We start from the raw sequence: 5,747 nt of genomic DNA, 5'->3' as shown, positions 1-5,747 counted from the left end.
TTTCCTCTCTAGTATGACACTTTGAACAACCTTTGTTACCCCTTTTTTGGTAAGCTTAAATACTCACTGCTCTTGCTTGAGTGTTTGTACTACATTTTGTCGTGCGGAATGTGGGTTACAGCGCTTTGCGCTGTGATGGGGGGATAGGGGGAACAAAGAACAGACTCGGTGGCGCTTTGAGCTATTCTAGCTATCGTTAAAAACCGCCATTAATGTACCTCATAGCAGAGGAAACTGCTGTAAGATGGCTTGATTCCCCTATTCCTACCCGTTTTATCAACCTTTTAACATCTGCATGGGTAACACAATAGTAAACGCAACAAACGGGATATCATTACCACTATTAACCTCAATTTTTCCGCCTAAACGCTCAGTCAATTTTTTCACTAAAGCCAGCCCTAAACCCGTTCCCCCTTGTTTCCAAGGATCGGCACTCGGAATCCGATAAAACTTATCGAAAATCCGATCTAATTCGGGTTGGGCAATTTCTACACCTGTATTTTTGACCTCAATCCATAGCTTAGGGCGAGTCATAATGGTATCATGATGGGCAGGTAAAAACTCTAGGGGTTCCTCTAACCAAGCCTTAAATTGAATCGATTCTTCTGGGGGTGTATATTTACAGGCATTATTCAATAACTCCGCAATGACTCGCTCTAAACTAAAGGTTTCCGAGAGAAAATCGGGAATATCATCCGCAATTTCAATCACAAGGTGTTGTTGACGATGGTGGGAACGATCGCGGAAAGAGGGTAGAACTTTTTCCATAAAGTCAACCAAATTAATCCGATCCAGTTCACTGGGAGCTTCCTGATTTTCCAATCGCTGGAGATCGAGCAAATCATTAATTAGATTGATTTCCCGCTCACATTCAGCCCCCAAAATTTGTAAGTAATGGGTCAATTTTTTCTCTAACCCTTCCCGTTGGGGATGGGGAGTTTCCGGTGGAGGATTAATTTCAGAAGTCATATATCGCTCTAAGGAGATATTGAGCATCCGAATCGCCATTTTCATATTTGAAACCGGAGTGCGCAGTTCATGGGAAACAGTACTGAGAAAATCATCCTTGAGATGATTGAGTTTTTCCAATTCCTTCACTTGAGCTTGTGAGGATTGAAACAAACGGGCTTGACGGATGGCGATCGCACATTGATTCGCCACTTGCTGCACCAATCGAAGTTCTAGCTCACTAAACTGATACTCCGCATGGTGGACCAGCCACAAATCCCCCAGCACTCCTTGATTGTCAAAAATAGGACAAGCTAACATTGCCGATCGCCCCCGTTCCGGATTGGGCAACAAGGAGCAAAATTGAAAATACTGCCCACGAAGCAGTTGTTGATACAACTCAGGAAACTTAGCTAATTTTGCCACCCGGCCATGAATTGCCGGAATAGTCGCCGCATATTCCGAGCAAATGGTAGACGTTCCCTTCTCTAAGTCATACAGAGAAGCATTACATCCCTTAATTCCCAACACTAACGTCAATTCGCGGACAGCAGTTTGCCAAATTTGGGTTTCATCTAAACTATCTCGAACTTTATCCGTAATCCGCTTGAGCATGGCCTCAAACTTTAGTGCTTGCTCAAGTTGACTGGTTCGCTGCTCAACCATAGAGTCAAGCTTGGGAGAGTCTGTTGTCGAAGGTAAGGAAGATGGATGGGAATTAGGAGGCTGAATGCTCATAGCTGTGGCTCAGTGCAAGTCGTTTAGAATCAAGATCGGTTTTAGCACAAGGTCTAAGAACTATTCCTTATCAGGGTATCGAACTTAAAGCGAGTAATCCGTTTAATCGAGGTCAAAATCCGATAAACTGGGGAATTTCTAATCAAACCTATAATGAAATTTAATATTTGTTAGGGCCATTTACACCGGAGTGGTAGAATTACCGAGAGTAAACCCCATATAGGTTAGGAGATGGCTCAGTTGCCCTCAAGTGACCCTTGGCAAACAGTTGGCCCACAGCTTACCCTCCGCCCATTTCCACCTTTGTACTCTCTTCTGTGTCCCTCTACCGAGCTTATGCGTTCTATTGATTCTCATCAATGTTAATTCGCCTATCAGATGACAACATGCTGAAAAAGGCTTATCATTACTTAACATTAGATCCGTCACAATCCAATAGAATCGACAAAAAACTTAAAACCCTTATGAAACCCGAACTCCAAACCAAAGTTGCCCAAGGATTAGTTACTGGTGGTGCTGCCCTATTTTTAATTGGCGGTGTCTGCGTTGCTTCTGGACTGCTCTCTCTAAAAAGCGTCCCTCCTGGATTACCCGGTACAGCCCTGCTGATGGAAGTGGCTGGCTTAGGATTAACGGAAAAAAACCGAGAAGCTTAGACTTAACTCAGATTGGAATAGACCAAGCAATAGGGACTGGCATTGCTACACCAGCCCTTCTCGCAAAGCTTTTACCGCCACTTGTACCCGGTCATCGACCGCTAACTTATTCATAATTCCCCGTACATGGGTTTTGACCGTATTCGGACTGAGGTAGAGTTGCTCGGCAATCTGAGGATTGCTATATCCTTCCACCATTAACTTCAGCACTTCTGATTCACGCTCTGATAAATTGGCAATATTGCCTTGGGGAGTGGGGGGTTTGAGATGACTAATCACTTGACGGGCAATTTGGGGATCGAGATAGGTTGCTCCTTCCTGAGCAGCAGAAATCGCGGCCAAGAGTCGGTCTACATTAGCACCTTTAATACAATAGGCATCTGCTCCACTAGAGAGGGCGGCAATAATTTCATTTTCCGTGGTATGAGAGGTGAGCATGACGACTCGTGTATGGGGGAGTTCAGCTTTAATTTTTTGGGTGGCAGCAATGCCATCTAGGCGAGGCAGACCAATATCCATGACAACTAAATCGGGTTTGAGTTGTTTGGCGGCTTGAACGCCAAGGTAACCATCTTCCGCTTGGCCGATAATTTCCAAGTGGGGGAATTCGGTTAGGGTTTGTTCTAAGCCTAGTTGCATCATGGGGTCATCTTCAACAATGAGAACCCTTAAGGGAGTCGGGTGTTCTGGGGAAGGAAACATAAAGTAATTGCGCTATGGAATTGGCGCTCATGAATAAACTGAGGAAAGATTAATTGGGAGGTTGGGTGGTGGAAGTCGTCGCGATCGCGACTACACCATAAACAGATATTCCCTGATAACGCAAGGCTTGGGTTGCAGATTGCACCGTTGCCCCTGTGGTATAGATATCGTCCAACAATAGCACAGGGGAGTGAGGATCACGGGAAATCCGAGCCGTGTTCACAGTAAAGGCATTTTTGAGATTTGCACGACGTTCGTCGGCTCTTTTACCAAATTGGGCTTCGGTTTCACGGGAGCGAATCAGACCATTGGTAGATAAGGGAAAACCTGTAACTTGGCAAAAACTGGCGGCTAGGCGTTCGGCTTGGTTAAATCCCCGTTGTTTGAGTTTTTCCGGATGGAGGGGAATGGGAATCACCAGAGGTGAAACTGGTTTGGTCGTATGGGTAGCGATCCAAGCTTCTCCTAACCATTGTCCCAGGGGGCGGGCAATTTCGGGATGGTTATCATATTTTAGGCGGGCGATCGCCCCTTTGAGCTGTCCTTGATATTTTCCCCAAACCCAAACGGGCATAGATTTTGATGCGCAAGTATAGAGTCGGCGATGGGAGGGGCAAAATTGCAATTGACGCAAGGCTCTCGAACAAGTTGAACACAACACCTCCTCATCCGTTGGGCGATCGCACATGGGGCAATTCGAGCGCAAAAACAGATTCAGAATACTATCCGTGACTTGAGTCCAAAATCCCATAATAATGAATCATTGAATTAATTGATATGATGCCTGTGACCCTTTCCTCGACTGCCATCCAAGTTATTAAAATTGGAGCAACCTTGCTCATGAGTGGGGCGATCGCCCTAGAATCCTATAATCTCATCCACCCCTTCATCAATGCATCCGTTCCCAGCCTACTGTTCGGGTTAATTATTGTAGCGCGAGTTGCTGTGATCGTTCATGTTTTAGAGGCGATCGCCGCCGCCTATTTAGCCCACTCTCACCAACAAAACCCCCTCAAAACCGCCATCTACACCTTTTTTGTTGGCACCATCGGGTTATGGGAGCTGTCAAAGGCAAGAAGGGAATAGGGAGTCGGGAGGCGGGTAGTGGAGTGTTTCACCTAAAATAGTGCAATAGAAAACTCGGTTTGTAGTGAGGGCTTCAGCCCTCTCCAGCTAGGATTTTAAGCACTCTTCATGCTTACTACAAACAATACCTTCGCCATTGTCCTGTAGGTTGGGTTTCACTTCGTTCAACCCAACATCAACCCAACCGACAAATCAAGGCATTTTTGATTTTGGCGAAGGTATTGACCAACAAAGCACTATTTGAGATCAAACAGTCCACGACGGCAAAATAGCGAAGGTATTGTAAGTTTTAATCGGTTTTAAACTGCTCTTCCAACTGGCGATATCGATCCACCTCAATAATTTGCTCAAATTCAGGGAACCAGAGATCGTCCTCTGTTCTTCCCGTAGTTCCCTCTGCCCTTAAGCGCTCGAAGCACTCTCGCATCGCCTGAGTTGCTGCAAACAAACCCGACAGCGCATACACCCCAACCTTAAAACCCAACGCCTGCAACTCAGAGCGCCTTAAACAAGGAGTTTTACCTCCCTCAATCAAATTGGCAAACAAATGGACATCCGTTCCAGCAAACGAATTAGAAATCTTCATCAACTCTTCCAATGCTCAATTTCTCGATCCGGCAATCTAATGCTAATTTGCGGCATGGTAGCAATATTATATCGATATGCTACAATCCTATCATGCGAACCGCCTACCAGTACCGATTACGATTGACCGCAACGCAGCAAGCCACTATTGACCACTGGCTTGAACTAGCGCGTCGTCAATACAACTATCGGTTAGCAGAGCGGTTCAACTGGTACGAGCAAAATCGCTGTGACATAAACGCCTGTCCGTTGATGTGCCATCTACCGGAATTGAAAGAGCGTCCTGGTTTCTATTGGCAGAAACGGGATTTGGTTAACTCAAAAAAGCTTTTTCCAGAATATAAAGATCTGCCTTCTCACACGCTGCAAGATGTGATTGCGCGGGTAGAGAAATCGTTTGACCGATGGCTAAGTGGCGACAGTAACGGCAAACGAAACGGCAAACCCAGGTTCAAAGGACAAGGGCGCTATCGCTCGATTGCGTTTCCTGACCCCGTGAAACCAGAACACTTGGACGGGCAATTCATTCATCTTCCGAAGATTGGCAAGTTGAAAATAATTCTGCACCGTCCTATTCCTGAAGGTTTCAAGATCAAGACCGCGACGATAACCAAAAAAGCTGACGGGTTCTACATCACTCTGTCGTTGCAAGATTTATCTGTCCCTACGCTTACACCTGACATTCCAACTCTGGATAACACTATCGGAATTGACCTGGGACTGAAAGCGTTTTTGGTAGACGACTCAGGCAAAGAAGAGCCAATTCCTCAGTACTACCGAAAAGCTCAGAAACGTTTGTCACGGCTGCAACGCTCCTTATCTCTCAAAAAGAAGGGATCAAAGCGTCGCAGAAAAGCGGTTAAGCGAGTTGCCAAGGCACATCAAAAAGTTGCCAATCAACGCCAAGATTTTCATTACAAGAGAGCTAAAAAGCTGTTAAGCAAAGGAAAGCATATTGGGCATGAAGCGCTCAATATTAAAGGCATTGCCAGAACTCGCATGGCAAAGTCTACTCATGATGCTGGGTGGGGT

General features: G+C 45.7%; 7 protein-coding genes. 3 read left to right on the top strand and 4 right to left on the bottom strand.

What is annotated here, in order from left to right; translation table 11 throughout:
• Positions 1 to 276 precede the first annotated feature (276 nt).
• Positions 277 to 1,686 carry a GAF domain-containing sensor histidine kinase gene (locus PN466_RS21595; protein WP_271943809.1) on the bottom strand — a complete coding sequence of 470 codons (1,410 nt, stop codon included), beginning with the start codon at positions 1,684 to 1,686 and terminating at the stop codon, positions 277 to 279.
• 464 nt (positions 1,687 to 2,150) lie between these two features.
• On the opposite strand from PN466_RS21595, the gene PN466_RS21590 reads away from it, so the two are divergent.
• Positions 2,151 to 2,342, top strand: a complete 192-nt coding sequence (locus PN466_RS21590) for a hypothetical protein (protein ID WP_271943807.1) — start codon at positions 2,151 to 2,153, stop codon at positions 2,340 to 2,342.
• Between the two features lie 45 nt (positions 2,343 to 2,387).
• Here PN466_RS21590 and PN466_RS21585 read toward each other — a convergent pair whose 3' ends face one another.
• Both PN466_RS21585 and PN466_RS21580 read right to left on the bottom strand, forming a co-directional pair.
• A complete protein-coding gene (locus tag PN466_RS21585; RefSeq protein WP_271943804.1) occupies positions 2,388 to 3,044 on the bottom strand; it encodes a response regulator in 657 nt (218 codons plus the stop codon).
• Positions 3,045 to 3,093: 49 nt separating this feature from the next.
• Entirely contained in the window at positions 3,094 to 3,795 is a 702-nt protein-coding gene (locus PN466_RS21580) for a ComF family protein (RefSeq protein WP_271943800.1), read from the bottom strand.
• 26 nt (positions 3,796 to 3,821) lie between these two features.
• On the opposite strand from PN466_RS21580, the gene PN466_RS21575 reads away from it, so the two are divergent.
• Positions 3,822 to 4,130, top strand: coding sequence for a TMEM254 family protein (locus PN466_RS21575; protein WP_271943797.1), 309 nt, complete (start codon positions 3,822 to 3,824; stop codon positions 4,128 to 4,130).
• A gap of 289 nt (positions 4,131 to 4,419) precedes the next feature.
• On the opposite strand, the gene PN466_RS21570 is transcribed toward PN466_RS21575, so the two are convergent.
• On the bottom strand, positions 4,420 to 4,716 hold the full coding sequence (locus tag PN466_RS21570; protein WP_271943794.1) for a hypothetical protein: 297 nt from the start codon (positions 4,714 to 4,716) through the stop codon (positions 4,420 to 4,422).
• A 92-nt stretch (positions 4,717 to 4,808) separates the two neighbouring features.
• Between PN466_RS21570 and PN466_RS21565 the strand changes: the two genes are divergently transcribed.
• Positions 4,809 to 5,747: RNA-guided endonuclease InsQ/TnpB family protein (locus PN466_RS21565; protein WP_271943791.1), on the top strand; the 939-nt coding region annotated here is incomplete at its 3' end.

Origin of the sequence: Roseofilum reptotaenium CS-1145, assembly GCF_028330985.1 — a bacterium.
GTDB classification, from domain to species: Bacteria; Cyanobacteriota; Cyanobacteriia; order Cyanobacteriales; family Desertifilaceae; genus Roseofilum; species Roseofilum reptotaenium.
Note: the sequence above shows the minus strand (reverse complement) of the source record. Positions and strands in the feature narration are given on the sequence as shown.

What these genes read in the sequence shown, in the direction of transcription:
- PN466_RS21570 (WP_271943794.1), bottom strand. Translation starts at nt 4,716, where the DNA reads ATGAAGATTTCTAATTCGTTTGCTGGAACGGATGTCCATTTGTTTGCC.
- PN466_RS21585 (WP_271943804.1), bottom strand. Translation starts at nt 3,044, where the DNA reads ATGTTTCCTTCCCCAGAACACCCGACTCCCTTAAGGGTTCTCATTGTT.
- PN466_RS21575 (WP_271943797.1), top strand. Translation starts at nt 3,822, where the DNA reads ATGATGCCTGTGACCCTTTCCTCGACTGCCATCCAAGTTATTAAAATT.
- PN466_RS21580 (WP_271943800.1), bottom strand. Translation starts at nt 3,795, where the DNA reads ATGGGATTTTGGACTCAAGTCACGGATAGTATTCTGAATCTGTTTTTG.
- PN466_RS21595 (WP_271943809.1), bottom strand. Translation starts at nt 1,686, where the DNA reads ATGAGCATTCAGCCTCCTAATTCCCATCCATCTTCCTTACCTTCGACA.
- PN466_RS21590 (WP_271943807.1), top strand. Translation starts at nt 2,151, where the DNA reads ATGAAACCCGAACTCCAAACCAAAGTTGCCCAAGGATTAGTTACTGGT.